Annotated in this window: 10 protein-coding genes and 1 pseudogene; 8 read left to right on the forward strand and 3 right to left on the reverse strand. The window is 40.3% G+C overall.

Annotation, left to right across the window (positions count from 1 at the left end; genetic code table 11):
• Positions 1-78: 78 nt before the first annotated feature.
• Positions 79-1260 (forward strand): BaiN/RdsA family NAD(P)/FAD-dependent oxidoreductase, encoded by a 1182-nt coding sequence (locus tag AC1EU0_RS10930; protein WP_480302438.1) that lies wholly within the window; start codon positions 79-81, stop codon positions 1258-1260.
• Here the strand turns inward: AC1EU0_RS10930 and AC1EU0_RS10935 are convergent.
• A complete protein-coding gene (locus AC1EU0_RS10935) occupies positions 1215-7019 on the reverse strand; it encodes a CHAT domain-containing protein (protein WP_480302439.1) in 5805 nt (1934 codons plus the stop codon). The genes AC1EU0_RS10930 and AC1EU0_RS10935 overlap by 46 nt on opposite strands.
• A 308-nt stretch (positions 7020-7327) precedes the next feature.
• Positions 7328-8695 (reverse strand): DUF642 domain-containing protein, encoded by a 1368-nt coding sequence (locus tag AC1EU0_RS10940; RefSeq protein WP_480302440.1) that lies wholly within the window; start codon positions 8693-8695, stop codon positions 7328-7330.
• Between the two features lie 421 nt (positions 8696-9116).
• Here AC1EU0_RS10940 and AC1EU0_RS10945 point away from each other — a divergent pair, with 421 nt between their 5' ends.
• The 6 genes and pseudogenes from AC1EU0_RS10945 to AC1EU0_RS10970 all read left to right on the forward strand — a co-directional run bounded on the left by AC1EU0_RS10945 (position 9117) and on the right by AC1EU0_RS10970 (position 13416).
• A complete protein-coding gene (locus AC1EU0_RS10945) occupies positions 9117-9953 on the forward strand; it encodes a hypothetical protein (protein ID WP_480302441.1) in 837 nt (278 codons plus the stop codon).
• A gap of 387 nt (positions 9954-10340) precedes the next feature.
• On the forward strand, positions 10341-12251 hold the full coding sequence (locus AC1EU0_RS10950) for a methyl-accepting chemotaxis protein (RefSeq protein ID WP_480302442.1): 1911 nt from the start codon (positions 10341-10343) through the stop codon (positions 12249-12251).
• A gap of 90 nt (positions 12252-12341) precedes the next feature.
• Positions 12342-12440 (forward strand): annotated as a pseudogene (locus tag AC1EU0_RS10955) (HNH endonuclease); the annotation flags it as partial.
• Between the two features lie 203 nt (positions 12441-12643).
• The gene (locus tag AC1EU0_RS10960) at positions 12644-12937 is read left to right on the forward strand and encodes a DUF6482 family protein (RefSeq protein ID WP_480302443.1); all 294 of its coding nucleotides are present in this window, start codon (positions 12644-12646) and stop codon (positions 12935-12937) included.
• 9 nt (positions 12938-12946) lie between these two features.
• Entirely contained in the window at positions 12947-13204 is a 258-nt protein-coding gene (locus tag AC1EU0_RS10965; RefSeq protein ID WP_480302444.1) for a DUF3081 family protein, read from the forward strand.
• The gene (locus AC1EU0_RS10970; protein WP_480302445.1) at positions 13201-13416 is read left to right on the forward strand and encodes a TIGR02450 family Trp-rich protein; all 216 of its coding nucleotides are present in this window, start codon (positions 13201-13203) and stop codon (positions 13414-13416) included. The genes AC1EU0_RS10965 and AC1EU0_RS10970 overlap by 4 nt, the downstream gene beginning before the upstream one ends.
• Before the next feature lies 1 nt (position 13417).
• On the opposite strand, the gene AC1EU0_RS10975 is transcribed toward AC1EU0_RS10970, so the two are convergent.
• Positions 13418-13804: a thiol-disulfide oxidoreductase DCC family protein gene (locus AC1EU0_RS10975; protein ID WP_480302446.1), complete on the reverse strand. Its 387-nt coding sequence runs from the start codon at positions 13802-13804 to the stop codon at positions 13418-13420.
• Between the two features lie 9 nt (positions 13805-13813).
• On the opposite strand from AC1EU0_RS10975, the gene rlmF reads away from it, so the two are divergent.
• Positions 13814-14860, forward strand: coding sequence for a 23S rRNA (adenine(1618)-N(6))-methyltransferase RlmF (rlmF, locus tag AC1EU0_RS10980; protein ID WP_480302447.1), 1047 nt, complete (start codon positions 13814-13816; stop codon positions 14858-14860).
• Positions 14861-14913 lie beyond the last annotated feature (53 nt).

Raw genomic sequence — 14913 nt, forward strand, 5'->3', positions numbered from 1 at the left:
TCCCTAGAAACAAAAATCTAGGGAGCAGAGAAATTTAAGGCTACAATCCTCTGCTTTGATTTTTAGGTATGGATTGTTATGCAAAGTTTTGACGTGATCATTATTGGCGCCGGCGCCGCAGGATTAATGTGTGCGGCCACAGCAGGGTATCGAGGTCGTAATGTCTTAGTACTGGATCACGCCAAACAAGCCGGAAAAAAAATCCTCATCAGTGGCGGCGGGCGCTGTAACTTTACCAATCGCAATGTTGAGCCCAATAACTTTGTGTGTGGTAATCCACATTTTGTGAAATCCGCATTAGCTCGTTACCCATCCAGTGCTTTTATCGAGCTGGTGGAACGTCATGGTGTTGATTACCACGAGCGAGATCACGGTCAGTTATTTTGTGATGATTCAGCCAAAGACATCGTCAACATTTTGATGACCGAATGTGAGTGGGCAGGAGCCAAAGTACAGCTTCGAACTGAAATTCTGTCGGTCATCAAAAAAGAATCTGGTTTTGAACTTTCAACCAGTAATGGTGATTTCTGCTGTGAAAGCCTTGTGATTGCCACAGGCGGTTTATCAATGCCAAAACTGGGTGCCACCCCTTTTGGCTACAAAGTCGCTGAGCAATTCGGTCTAAAGGTGTTGCCTACCAGTGCAGGCTTAGTACCTTTCACGTGGCACAGTGATGACAAACAAAAATTCGAGCCTTTATCTGGTATTGCCGTACCAAGCACCATCACTGCCAAAAATGGCATGCAGTTTAGCGAAGCGTTGCTGTTCACTCATCGTGGTATTTCGGGACCTGCGGTACTGCAAATTTCAAGTTATTGGAAGCCCGGTGAAACCATTGAAATTAATTTGCTGCCCAATATGGATACGGAGCAAGGGCTATTACAGCAGCGAGAAAAGCATCCTAAACAAAGCTTGCGTAATACCTTAAGCCAATGGCTACCAAAGCGTTTAGTGGAAACCTTATTTAATGAAACTTTGCTGGATAAAGCATTAAATCAACTTATTCATGCAGAGATAGCTCAGCTCGTCAAAGATCTACATCAATGGCCGTTATTGATGAATGGCACTGAGGGTTATCGTACAGCGGAAGTGACGCTTGGTGGTGTTGATACTAATGAGTTGTCATCTAAAACCATGGAAAGTAAAAAAGTTGAGAAGCTGTATTTTATTGGTGAGGTGATGGATGTTAGTGGTCATTTAGGGGGGTTCAATTTTCAGTGGGCTTGGGCGTCTGGCGTAGCTTGCGGGTCAGATTGTTGATGTTTTGAGGGTGTTGATTTACGTAGTCGTTGTCGGCAATAAAATGAGATAAAGGTTTCTCTTTCATCTTTTACAGTGCAAGCACCTGTAGCGATTAACTTTCGGTGGTAAGTTGATTGATAGAATAATGGCGCAATTCGCCAGAGTCGATTCGACGGCGAGCTTTTTTGAAAAAGAGTAGGACTTGGATAGGCTTCTAAAAATCCGATCCTCGTTAATTCATTAAATACTAATAGGGCTGTTTTATCTGATTGTTGTGGTCCGTAGATAGCTGCGACAGCATCGCGTATTACAATGAGAATATTGGTTTCGATTTCAGGTGTATTAAATTGGAATTGAAATAGGGTTCTTATTCGATGAAACATGCCATCGAGTGTAAGCGGCTCTTTGATATTTGAGCCTGAGTGGGGGAATAGGGCTGGCTCTTTACTGTCTTCACAGTCTAATGCAAAGGCACAGCAGAGTAATCCCATGTAATTCGGGGGGCACTGAAAATCGGACTGTTGGAGATGTTTTCCTTGTGGTTTAGGTTTCTTTTTATCTTCTTCTGCTGTCGGGGGAATATCTTCAAACTGGGCAATAATGTGTTTAATTACTGTCTCACGTTGTTCAGTATTTTTAGGAGCATAAAATTGTATTTGTTGGGCAACGAATTGAATTAAATAACGATTGCCATTTAGGCTAACGATGAGTGCTTTAAACGACGACATCAGTTCGTCATCTATCTTGTATTTAATGATGTTATCAATGAGTTGCTTCGATGAAGCCAATTGCTCTTTTTCTGCTAAATATTGTTCATACCTCAGTTCTGTTTCTTCTTCTGCCGCTTGCTCAATATCCACCATATGTTCATTTATGTGATTGAGTAGTGTTACCAATTGTTGCGTGTCTTTTGGGGCGTTTATTGTGATCAAATGAGCAATATATTGAGTGAGCACAATATTTCCATGCAGTCTATCCACCAGTTCATTAAACGATGTATACAGTTCTTCGTTATTTTCAGGTGTGAGCCTATAACCAATGGCTTGCAGTAATAACGATGCGGCTTGGATGATATCGATAGCATGCTCATTAACACCTGTTACTGTGCATGGTGCTAGAGTTTGCCTAAATTCCTGCATATTATTGGGCTCATTCTCAGAAATGACAAATACGTCAATTCTGGATAAGTCTTTTATCATTAATGCTAATTCTGCGGAAGTGAGGCTTTGGCTAGCATTTTCTAGGGTTGTAGAATCAATGATCATCAGCTTTCTTTTTTCAAGGTCGAAATTATCAAGCATGCTCTGTCGTTCATGTTGCAGCCAATGGTTAACATTAAACTGCGGTGGTAGAGCGTACCAATAAATGCCGCCTTGATAATGGCTGTGGTACTCCTCAATCATTTGCAAGCATGTGTAGTGATGCGCCTTAGTATTGGAGCCTGTTAGCCAAATTACAGTCGGTTTCTCAAACGGTTTTTCTTCACTAAGACTTAATAGTGAAAACAGCTGAGTTATCTTCGATGATGCAGAGAGTTCGGTAAATGTTCGTTGCTCAATCAATAAAGAGCAATTTTGATGAAATTGATTGGGTAACTTTCTTTGTAAGGCTTCAAATCTGATATTGCTGCCCATATATTGTGAAGAAGCCCAACAGGGTAAAGCGCCATATTTAGGAATGAGCTGTATTAAGGCATTGGCTTTTTGCATGCTTTCTAATGCAGCTTCACCTTGAGTTAAAAATGAATAAAAGAGATTAAGAAGAATGTACTGACTTTCATCCGGTGCTTTAAATTTGAAGCAAATTACCGCCCTTGCACCCGCAATTAAAAATGCATTGGCGCATGATGTTAATTCGCCTCCCAAGGGGGTTCCCCTTGCACTATTACAACTCGACAGTATCACTAGAGGTTTTGCCAGTAGCTTAGTTGCTGCAATGTCAGTGTGAGTAAGTAAAAGATTGTCCACCGACTTCCCTTTAAAAACGTGTCTGATAACCGTAGGAAGGAAGCGGTTTTTGGGGGCGCCAAGTACAAGAAAACCACCTCCAGCGCTTCCATGGGTGGCAAAATGAATGATTTTACTGTTAGGAAGCTGTTTCAACACATTGTCTTTTGTGGCTAGATCGCTGACTAATGCTTGAGTGCGAGTTCTTGTCGCTGCACATTGCGCCTCTTTTTCTGCATAAGGTAAGGGGCCCAAATCCCACTCGTCTTTGTTGTACATGAAAGGCGGTGTAGATGGGTTTCCCACCAATAACGCAGGCTCGAAAGACGTTTGCTGAACGTCTTGCTGGTAAAGCTCATGTACCATTACGGATGGTATGAGTTGCAATGGCTTATTGTTAAACAGTCTAGGCCCATGCAGATCTTCGACGCTTTTAGGTAAAAGCTCGACAGGAAAATGACTCAAGTGTGAATCAAGCACTAGAGTGATAGCTGAGTGAGTTCGTTGAGTGGCTTCATTTATTGCCTTCAGTATCGGTGTTAGACCGTTGACGAAAACCTCTAATACTGCTTTGTCGATGCAACTGATAGTGTAATCTTGTTTTTTTGCCTTTTCGTCGCTAATGCCTTGTAGTCGGTTGTTGAGGCTAGGGCCGTACTCTTGGTATTTGGCATACCCCAGTTCATCATAGGTGTATAGATGTAAGCCACTGACATCTTCACCTAAGCGATACCTTAAGTAATGATCCAATGTCGTTAAGCTTCCAAAGATAGCCGATTTTGCACTGGAGCCTACGTAAATTGTTGACCCCCGCTTGACTAGCTCGTCATCCTGTTTCCAAATTCCCAAAGTACACAAATGTGTTCCAGTGAACGTCATCGTGATAATGGGATTCGTGAGGTTTGCATATAATGATCTTTCTATGGGATCAAAAAACTGCTGATGCCACGAGCCTGCATCTAGCTCTTTCTGTTTGCTTTTTTCTTCGACCACTTGTGGCTCTATGTTTGGCTTGGGCTCTTCTGACATAAACTTGAATTGTTTTAAGCTGTTAGGGGCGAATCGCGATAGTATCCACAATGAAGATGTCAGGTTGTAAGAGAGTGTAAACACACTCAATGCCGTGTGGACTTTATCGGTTAACATGAGGGAATCTGTTAATCTGTATAAGGCTTTTGCTTGACTTTCTAAGTAATTAACTGCCGTATTTCGATTGGCGTGATCCACATAGTTTCTTAACATAGGGGTTAGCTTTGGCCACACATTCTGCCATACCTTATGGAATTGAATAATTGCTTTGTCTAGCGCTTTGATCTGTGATTCTGAAAGCGCGAGACGTTCACCTTGGTAATTTATCATTGCCACGTCGAAGCGAGCACTGCCTAAGTTGTGATGTGCCACTTCGGCGATAGATGAATCTCTAGTTAGCCTGAGTACTTCGCGATAGTGTTTTATTGCTTCCTTAGGTTGTTTACGTAACATATGGATATTACCAATATTACCGTGGGCTCGAGCATTACCGGCTAGGTCATGCCCAAATTCGGCTTGGCCTAAGGCATCGTCATAACATTGCATTGCTTTATCAAGCTCGTCTAGAGCTTGGTAATAGGTGCCTAAATTGTTATAGGCTCGACCAATGGCTTCAGGGGTAGGCTCGTGCTCTAGGGTTAATTCCAATGCCTGTTTTAGATACTCCCCGGCTTGCTTATTTTGACCTAATGACAGAAGGGTATTCCCCAAGTTTCCGGTAACCCACGCTCTATAAACATTTCCTAAAGCCCAGTGTGCGAGTGCTTTTTGATAAAACACTACGGCTTCTTGATGCTGACCATGCGCATGCAATAAATTGCCTACGTTGAGGTGTGATGCGACTACCCATGACGCATCATCTAAAGGTATTTGCGTTTGGGCGTGATAGACATCAGTGTATTGCTCGACATCCTCAGGGTGATGTACGCTACCAAGGCGATTCATGACAACGCTGGGGTCCACTTTACTTGGTTGATGTACGACAACAGAGTGATCAAGGCGAACACGTATACGCTCAGTAACAAGCTGATGCTCTTCACAGCCTTCAAATATGACTGCTGGATGATGAACATCGCTCAGTTGATGAATGTCGTCATCATCAATTTGCTGATAACTTTCTCCTTGTTGAGAAACTTCAATGGATTTCAAGTAGCTTTGCTGAGAGGCTTCAACTTGTCCCAATGCTTTTAGTTGAGCGGCGAGTTTGAGAAAAATCTCACTGGCTGACACCGCATTCCATCTTAAAAAGCACGTTTGAGGATCTGAGCCTTCATATCGAGCCTCGTAAACTGGAGGGCTAGAAAAAAAGTCTCGCAAAATGTTCTGGTAACAAAAAAGGGCATCTTGGTGTCCACGCTGTTGTGTATAGCATTCTGCAATAAGCACCCAAATAGCCAATCGAAGTTCAGGCGTAATATCTTTTCGGGTTAGCAAGGTGTTGAGGTCGATAATAACCGTGCTATTGACTGGTGTAGGCATTTGAATACTTACTTTTGAACCATGTTGTACTTGCATACTTTCTTCATCCGTTGATTCATGTTTTATGTAAGCAGACAATGTTGCTTCACTTTCGTATTGTTCACAGGGTTCAGTGGATTGTGTTGCCATCCCCTGAAAGCAAAGGGCTCGTAAATATAAATAGTAAGCACAACCTTCTGTTGCTTTGAACTCCTCAAGTTGCCTGATTGCTGCAGTGTAATACTTATTAACAATCATTTTATGTACATCAGTCAGTAAACTGGCTGTTTCTATATTGTGTTGAACGAGAGCGATTGCATCCGGTTTAGCATTCGAGGTTAGTTCTTTAGGTGACGTTGGGGTTGTTTCGCTATCGGAATGAGGCTCACTGTCTATTGCCTCTTCTGAGACCTTCTGTAGAGCAGGTACAGGTTGATTTACTGCTGTTGTTTCATCCTTACCTAAATCAGCCTGCATTTTTACTTGTGTTACTTCAGTGTCATAGCATGATAATTCAGCGGCTTCATTTTCGGTTTCTTTTTTAGAAGTGACGATATGACAAATCGTATCGATAGTGTCTTTATTTGGTAAGTATTCTTCAGCCATATCCGTGCCTATGCCACTGGTATCTTCAATTCGAGACTTGTAAACGTGAGGTTTTGATTTTTCGCCTAGGTTGGTAGCGGCTAACTTTTGAGGCGATTTAGCGTCGGGCAATGGCCTTTTCTGCGAATGAATTAATGAGATGAAGTTAATGGCGGGTTCTGGTCGAGTCAATACGATTGAATTCAGTGTTCCTGAGTACACGAAAGGCGTATGTATCCCAATAAACTCATCACTAGCAAGATAGGCTAAATTTCTTGCAAATGTTGGAAATACCGACGTGGTGGATGGTATGGGTTTAGCGGATAAGGGTTCCCGCTCGTGTCGCTCAATACCAAGTGGAGAGTATTGGGGGGGCTGCTGGAAAGGTCCTGTTCCATGCTGAGCAAACCTTGTTTGTTGCCATATAAATCTTTCGAGGACACAAGAGTTGTAGGTTGCAAAGTGCATCAGTTCTTCAGAAATCGATTCATCGGTGAATGCTTCATCATAGGTGGTGAGATCGGGTGATGCTTCAGCGTGTTGTGGATGTTTTAAAGGGGCCTGATCAGGTCGTTGAATTTGTCCATGAAACTGGACTAAGGCTAAGGTTAGCTTGCGGTTTTGAGCAAGTTTTCTGAGAAAAAAACACGCAAGGCAGGCATCACCACTGCGTTCATCACTGTGGAGTCTCGACTGTTGCTTTTGTAGCTCTTGGCAATGAACTAACCATGAGCAGATCTGATGTAAGTCAACATGCACAACACGTTATTGTCTGTATCTAATAGATACAATACGTTATCAGCTGTTTGGTAAAAATTAGAGTTAAAGATAATTTAGATTGTAAATTGTATATGCTGCGTTACTTCGCCTTGCAATAGAAATGACGACAGTTGTGAATGTCGGTAATAATTATTGCTTAGGGCATGTACCTTGCCTAAATGGCAATGTTTTTAGTTAATAGTATTCTCGCTGAAACTCTGCATTTTCAGGTATCACAAGTATGAAATAAAACGCCGTTTATGATAGCTAAACGGCGTTTGAAATGGTTGGAAACTAGGTGTTAGTTATTACTGTGATACACGAACTGAGAATTTAGAACCGTCCTTACATTCAGTTGCTTTATCAGAACCGTCAACACCTTGGATAAGATAAACGGTATTACCTGGCTTGAAGTCAGCGTGTTGATCGCTGGCACCCTCACGAATATTTAATGTCAACTTGTTGCCATTGTTTTCATCAAAATCACCAATTTTTACAGCTGAATCATCTAAATTACAACTCATGAAATCTTTGCGATTTACTGCAAATAATTCACCCGGTTTTTGAGCCTGAATCACATACTCATCACCCAGAGCAACTGGTTTTGAATTCACGTCAATAACGGCATTTTTGTCGGAAACCTTAATATCTGCTGTGTGCTCACTGGTATCGACAAGTTTAAGCGTAAACTTACCTTTGCCAGTACGGCAAAGATCGCTGGTTACATTTCTAAGTTGGTCTTGATCATAATCTCCGTAGACAAAGTGATATTTGTTGTCAGGCTGTGATTTGGTAAATTTATCACTTTCTAGTGCATAGTCACCAACGATTCTGATCTTCTGTCCTATTGGCAATACCGGTCCTTGGTTAATTGATACCGTGTTATTTTGATCGCCTTTTTCACCATATTTACTGTAATCTGCGAATTGACACTTTTGGTAAAGCTCTGGGGTGACTTGGAAAATTGAACCATTTCTTTCTGGAACGCTGGATACAACTTGTACTTCTGCGCCTTTTTGAATGGTTAGTACATTTCTCTGATTTGTATGGGCTAAATTTTTGTGAACGATATTTAGCTTAGTTTCATATAAAGAGACATTGTCAACAAGAGTATCAGGCCAAAACCTAGGGCTTTCTTCTCCAACAATAGAAATCGTTGTAGTTGCGAGTCTAGGCTTGAAAGTGTATTGAGCTGTCTTCCATTGGTCATCACCTTTTTTATCTACGGTAACGGTAATGGAGTTAGTATGTGGTACTCCTACCATTAGCTTTGTTGGACCATTGTTAGCCATAGTATGCAGAGCATAGTCAAAGCTTAGAGTATAGTTTTTTGAAGTGTCTAAGGAATACAAGCGTTGATATACATTGCTTGGTGTTGCTACGGCTAGATGTTGTGTACCTTTAGCGCCAGCTAATCCAAAACGATGTAAATTATTTAAGTGAACATAGACTGAAGGTCTTGCGAGACCAGTAAACCATGCTCCAATTTGATTTTTTCCATGAAAACCACTGAAGGCATTGAAGCGATGAGGGTTGTTAAGTTTCACCTTAGGATTTTCAAAACCACCGTCGTTAACAAAATTTTTATTACCGAGTGCCAATGGTTCGGCTGAAACCAAATTAGAAGATAATGAAAGAGCTGCAAAAACTAAAGATAATTTAAATTTGTTATTCATAATTAGCACCTAATAATTATTATGCAATTACCCTTTTTATAATAAAGGTACGAAATTTAGCGCACCCTAACTTATTTAGTTTGTTTATTAAAGTTAAAATTTAACGCTGTAATTTTGACGAGTGTCATAATTATGCTTAATTTGTTTTATTTATCTGTTTTTAATGGTTTTATTTATTTTAGAAAATCTAGAGTAAAATGCCTTGTCAGACCAATGCTTTATTTTTGTGTTAGATATTGATTAGTGTTTTATATTAATCGGTCTTTATTTTAAACTTGTTTTAATAGTAATTGCTCTATTTTAAATTTTTAGGAATAAAAGTATTTGCTCTGGTACGATCAGAATATTTAAAATAGACTTTAAATATTAAAAGCTATACCTTTCACAAAAATTTAAATGCGTTATTGGAGTGGTTTTCAAAATGAAAAAACTTACAAAAATATTTACAGCTGTTGCTCTATTTTCTGCGACTCAAGCTGCTCTTGCTGCACAACACCCTTTTTCATACCGTGATATTGGTAAAATTGTTGATTGTAAAACTCAAGAATGTCAGCCACTTGAACAAATTTATATTAATTTAAAATTTGAAAAGAAAAGTCATAGTAAAGGCTATTTTGGATTCATTCCTAAATTGACGGTTGAGCTTGTAGGTAACCATAAAGAATTTGGCCCTTACGATCTTAAGATGGGTGAACAATATATTTATCGAAAAAATCGTAGAGTTAATTTTGAAACTGGTTTGAATTATCAATTGCTTCCTGTTACTGCAACCTTCGAAAATGGTAAGTATGTTTATGATGATAAAAATGCGATTCCAGAAGCTAAGTTTTTACAAGTAAATGAGATTCGCAAAAAAATAATTAATTACTTTATGACCAGCCCAGGCTTCTCTAGTTATAGAGACTTAGCTATGTTGCTTGCTCATAAAAACCAGCAAGATTATTCAGTGCGTGTCGATTTACGCCAAGTTCCAGTTCGAAATAAGCCAAGTGAAAATTACTGGGCGGGTTATTTAGCTCTTTGGGACGATAAAAATGATATACGAGATGATCATCTGGCCGGTCATGTATTAACCTTCGATGGTGGCATTGTTAACGGTATTTCTTATATGAGAGCTGATATTCCGACAACCAAAGGTTACTACGGTGATACTTTCTATGGCCGCAAAGATTCGCAAGGCAATCAACGTTTTGCTGAGTTTATCACTAAAGAAACTGATTTTGGTGATTTTTTGAGCTTCATGCATTCTAAGATTTAACCTTTTCTTTGGTTAATAAAAAAGCAACCCTCGCGGGTTGCTTTTTTATTTTTTAGGATTTAACTATCTGACTTCTACTTATTGTTCTCTCTAAAATTTTTTAACTCTATAGGTAAAGTAAATTTTTAAGTTTTCAGTCAATTTTTTTAAATAGTGTGATTACTCTAAAGAAATGAAATAATGATTAAAGTAAAATGAATCTAGTGCCGATGTACTATATGAAAGATGCGATTATTTTGTCCAAGATGAAGCGATTGGGTTTACTTAAATATAATAATACAAATTAATATTCATATTATAATATTTTTATTTTTTTTATTCAAAAGCAAGTTATTTATCTGGATAAAGCGCAGTTATACTTTTTTCTGAGAATAAAAGGGTGTCGTTGTGATAAAAGTTCTGGGATTTAAACGTGCGCTGATACTGTCCATGATAATGCTTATTTTAGGGTCATTATTAGTATCGAATTGGTTGTCGTATCAAGAAATTCGACAGACCACTATAGATAACGTCAATCAAACTTCTAAGCTCATACTTAGGCAAGAAGCGTCTAAAATACACACTTGGTTCGAATCTAAGGCCGATGTCGTTCGAGGCCTAGTTGAAAGCTATCAAAAGGGCGATTATCGTCAGGACTTTGTGGCGATTGCCAGAACAGTTAAAGATACGAGCAATGTTTCAGGGGTATTTCTAGGATTTGACGACGGCAATACGTATTCCACTGCTGTTGGTGATGCTTGGAATAATGGTGTTGCAGATACCAGTAAATATAATGTGTTAACTCGCCCTTGGTTCCTGCAAGCTAAAAAAGTGGCTGGAACCGATGTCACTGAAGTATATCCTGATGCGACTACCGGCCATGATGTGGTGTCTGTCATACAGCAAATGGGAGATGGTGTAGCACTGATCGATATAGAGCTTAGTATCTTGGCCAAAACGGTGGCAGCAATTGACTTTCCTGGTGCAGTTACCGTGATCACTGACGAGAAAGGTGTGGTCATGGCATCAAACTCCAGCGTTGTCACCAAAGGCCGTAAATTCAGTGAGTTTGGCATGGCGGATATTGAAGCGACCATGTTGAGCAACGCTGAGACAATGCAAACTTATACTCTTAAGGGCGTTGATAAGCTGGCGTTTACCCAAGCCATTCCATTGGTGAATAACAAACAGTGGTATTTATTCATTGGGGTTGATAAATCAGTTGCTTATGCTTCTTTAAATGACGTGTTAACCCAAGCGATTGTCTCATCTATCATTATGGTAGCGGTTGGGATCGGATTAATTATCTTTACTTTAAATGTGCTGTATCGCCCTATTTTGCAATTGAGAACGACGATTATGGACTTGTCGCAAGGTAATGGTGACTTAACTCGTCGACTCGATATTGATACCGAAGACGATTTAGGCGACATGGCGAATGGTATTAACCGTTTTATTGCCCAGCTACAGCAAATGATGTTGGAAGTGCAGCATGCATCGACCACGATCAATAATAGCGTAGATCGTTTACGAGTCGAGGTTGATGCTAACCGTCAAATCTTGTCTGCCCATACTCAAGAAACTGAACAAATTGTCGCAGCGGTTGAAGAAATGAGCGCGACATCCAGCGATGTGGCTCGCAACGCTACTGAGACCGCTTTGTTTACTCAAAATACCAATGGGCAAGCGCTAGATTCAAAACAGCAGGTTAATGATGCGACCCACACCGTAGCAAGACTGGTGTCGGAAGTTGAAACAACGGCAGATAATATTGGTGAAATTGATAAAGATACAGTAGAAATTACCAATGTTTTAAAAGTGATTGGTGATATTGCTGAGCAAACGAACTTATTGGCTTTGAACGCTGCAATTGAAGCGGCTAGGGCGGGAGAGCAAGGTCGAGGTTTTGCGGTTGTTGCTGATGAAGTTAGAGCGCTCGCAGCACGCACCCAAAGCAGTACAGCTGAAATTGAACAAACGATTAATAAGTTACGCCAAGCCTCAAACTCAACTATTGATGCGATGCAAATGACCAAGAATACCTGTGAGCAAACTGCATCTGAAACCGATAAAGTCGCGGTTGATTTGGACGAAATCGTTAATTCAGTTAATCAAATTAATGATCTTAATACTCAGATCGCCACGGCGGCTGAAGAGCAAAGTTCTGTTGCTGGTGAAATCAGTCGCAACATGTCAGCCATTTGTGAAATGGCCAATGAGCTATCAATGAATGGTGAGACAAACGCACAACAAACCGAAAACCTAGCTGAAGCTAATCAAGAATTAGTTGGAGTCGTAAGTAAGTTTAAGCTAGCGTAAAAAACATTAGCGTCGCTCCTGCGAAAGCAGGAGCCTAGCGGCTGAAGGTTTTGGCTTAAGACCATATTCAGCTGATGTTATTGTGGTGCTACTTATGAGTCAGGTGCACAACTTCATGTCGATCATATCAAGCCTCGCTCTAAATACCCTAAACTCGCTCTTGAGCTAAACAACCTCAGCTCTGCATAAGCCAACCTCTACAGTACTGTAGATAAAAATTTAATGTGTGCATTGTAAATCAGAAAGTTATGGATTTCGTTATACAGAGTTGAGATTAAGTAATTTTTCATAGCCTAACTGAACCATATCCTCCCTAGTAACGTAATCCTTAATGTGAGTGCTGAAAATTATAAAATTTGAAGCCATAGGCAATGGATTGCGGAGGTACAGTTATGACGGCGCATATTGATGAACATGAGTATCGGTTTTTAGGCACCTTGCCCACTATAATCGCTACAGCGGATTTATCTCATTACCTTGTTGGTGGTAGAGATAAGCAGGGTAAATTCAGAAATATTTTTTCTGAAGATAAAAGTCAGCCATTACGTTTGGCATCGCTAGATCAAGCGAAAAAGATGTTTGCAGATATTGGTGTCAAACAAGTTATGTTTGAGTCACACACACCCTACGATGAAATGGTGGGGCTAGGTGATCATGGAACAGATGTCTATTGGCTAAAGATCTGAGAAATCATTATGCAAAATAGTATTGCACAAAAAGATTGTTTAAAGCTGTTCAATGCAGTGATAACACAAGGGAATAAGCTCGATATCTATTATGAATTAGATGGTATTCGGGCTTGGTATGACTTCGATGGTTACACCTGTTATCTGCAACACAATCAACTGATAATGACGCTTCAGTTTCACGGAAAGTATCGACTTGAATACCCCAACAAAGATGACCTTCATCAGTTTGAAACTAAGTTAGCTAAAATTTGCGCTAAGTTATGAATCAAGTAAATCCAAAACTACTTATCAACAGTAAATGGACCAAAACAATCGTAGTCAATAAAGAGAAGCACTTTATCGTGGTTAAGGTGATCAAAGACGAGTTGGAAAATATTACAGGTTGTTTAATCGAAGCTGTTATTAATAACCATCAATATCAAATAGATTGGCGAGAGCTAAAAGAACCTTCACTTTGGCGCTATGGTTGGCAGTAGACTATTTACGATAACAAGTGCCGCTATCACATCGAGACTTACTCATTAACAATCGAGAGAGCGTGCCACGGTGACGCGCAAAAAAGCGATAACCCAGTTGATAAATGGGTCGTAGTAGAGGGTTGTTGATAGAGCGAACCCAATGTTCTTTTCCTACGATTTTCCATGCATGGTAAGTGACATCAATACCGTAAATCATCTCGCCATTAAGCTTGGCGTGCAGCTTTTGCATGGCTAAGATTTTGTCAATTTCAGGAAATTTGAACTCAAAGTCTGCTTGATGCAAATCCTCAAGCTGAATTTGATTGTCGCGATCAAGCCGCTTTAAATGTATCATTTCTTTATTACACAGTGGACAGTGGCTGTCGAAAAAAATGGTCAGCATCATGTGGCTCTCTTGTCATTCATAATTAGTATTACGATAAAATGGCAAAAACCGATCTTAATTGACGTGATACAATCCATTTCTTTGCTTTCAGTTCCGTATCTTATGTCATCTCATGCTTCAACTTCATCGACCTCTAAAGGTAGACTGCACCCGAGAAATATTCACAGTAAACCTTATGAGTTTAATAAGTTGGTGGTCGCTTGTCCTGAGCTGAAAACCAAGCTCATCAGCACGCCTCGAGGTGATACGTCGATAAATTTCTCAGATCCAACTTCTGTCAAATTACTCAACAAAGCTTTGTTGTCATCTGAATATGGCATCAAGTTTTGGGAACTGGCTGACGGCTATTTGTGCCCACCCATTCCGGGGCGTGTCGATATGCTCCATTATATTGCCGATCTACTGGCACAGACTTATCAACTGCCAGTGAAAAAGCTGAAGCAGCGCAAAATAAAAGGCTTAGACATTGGGTGTGGTGCGAATTTGATTTATCCCTTGCTTGGGTGGAGTGTTTACGGCTGGGAGTTTGTGGGCAGTGATATTCACAAGCCCTCTATCAAAGCAGCGGATATGTTGATCAAAGCCAATGGATTGAGCAAGGCTATAGAATGTCGATGGCAACCTAAATCGCAGCATATATTTCATGGGATCATTAAGCAGGGGGAGGATTATGATTTCACTCTCTGTAATCCACCGTTTCATAGGAGTGCTGAAGAAGCCCAAGCTGGTAGTCAGCGAAAGCAAGCCAACCTTAATAAAAATAAGCAAGCAAGAGGGAGTCAGCTTAAATCCAGTGACACCCCATTGAACTTCGCAGGGCAACATAATGAATTATGGTGCGATGGTGGAGAGTCAGCGTTTATTCGGCGAATGATCAACGAAAGCTGCCAATATGCTGAGAAATGTCGATGGTTTACCTCTTTAGTGGCAAAAAAAGAGAATTTGCCGATCATTAAGAAAGCACTAAAAAAGGCTAAAGTACGGGAATATAAGATCGTTACCATGAGTCAAGGTCAAAAAATCAGTCGCATGGTGTGTTGGACTTTCCAAGAATAAGGCAAAAAAAAAGCAAGCCCTTGGGAGCAACCCAAGGCTTGCAAACATACCTG

It is taken from the genome of Parashewanella sp. 2210YD4-3, assembly GCF_056591735.1.

Coding starts and splice junctions, on each gene's coding strand:
- AC1EU0_RS10930 (WP_480302438.1), top strand. CDS start 79: ATGCAAAGTTTTGACGTGATCATTATTGGCGCCGGCGCCGCAGGATTA.
- AC1EU0_RS10940 (WP_480302440.1), bottom strand. CDS start 8,695: ATGAATAACAAATTTAAATTATCTTTAGTTTTTGCAGCTCTTTCATTA.
- AC1EU0_RS10945 (WP_480302441.1), top strand. CDS start 9,117: ATGAAAAAACTTACAAAAATATTTACAGCTGTTGCTCTATTTTCTGCG.
- AC1EU0_RS10960 (WP_480302443.1), top strand. CDS start 12,644: ATGACGGCGCATATTGATGAACATGAGTATCGGTTTTTAGGCACCTTG.
- AC1EU0_RS10965 (WP_480302444.1), top strand. CDS start 12,947: ATGCAAAATAGTATTGCACAAAAAGATTGTTTAAAGCTGTTCAATGCA.
- AC1EU0_RS10970 (WP_480302445.1), top strand. CDS start 13,201: ATGAATCAAGTAAATCCAAAACTACTTATCAACAGTAAATGGACCAAA.
- AC1EU0_RS10975 (WP_480302446.1), bottom strand. CDS start 13,804: ATGATGCTGACCATTTTTTTCGACAGCCACTGTCCACTGTGTAATAAA.